This window comes from Rhodococcus sp. T2V, from assembly GCF_029269925.1.
In the GTDB taxonomy this organism is placed as follows: Bacteria; Actinomycetota; Actinomycetes; order Mycobacteriales; family Mycobacteriaceae; genus Rhodococcus_F; species Rhodococcus_F koreensis.
Genome location: NZ_JARJBD010000377.1, coordinates 1 through 533, shown reverse-complemented (window position 1 = coordinate 533; position 533 = coordinate 1). Strand labels below are relative to the sequence as shown.

Below are 533 nucleotides of genomic sequence, written 5' to 3'. Positions count from 1 at the left end.
ATCGATGACCGGTCACGACGGCCAGCCGATCGAAGACAGTCTGGTTACCCGTGTCAGTGATACCGCTCGCCGTTGACACGCTCGTGTGGACGCCGACGATCGCGTGTCGTCGGCCCATTCGATGTCGCGCGGTCGGGAGATGGGGGGAACCGGCGACCCGACCGGAGCCCAGGTCGCAGAGCTTGGCGTGCAAGTCTGCACGCAACACTGCCCGTAATACAGCGTGTGATGTTACGTGTATCGACTAGCCTGGGCTGCAGTGGCGGCCGGCGACACGCGCGGCGGCCAAGGCCAGTGGGGCAAAGGAGTGAGCATGGCGCAGGCCGGAAAGCGGGGCGGTAACTCGTCGCGGCCGAGCGACGGGGGCCGAACCTCGAAGCCGCACACCGATTCCCGAGCCGCGGGAGGTCCCGTCGCCGCGGCGTCCACCGAGGCGTTGTCGTCGAAGCTCGAGCCCCGCAGGGGTCCGGCGAAGGTACAGCTGAACACCTGGGTGCTGGCGTCGACGGAGGCCCGGCTGAAGTGGCTGGTGA

At 67.9% G+C, this 533-nt stretch carries 1 pseudogene; it reads left to right on the top strand.

What is annotated here, in order from left to right:
* Window positions 1–313 precede the first annotated feature (313 nt).
* A pseudogene (locus P3H15_RS54465) lies at window positions 314–533 on the top strand (hypothetical protein); the annotation flags it as partial.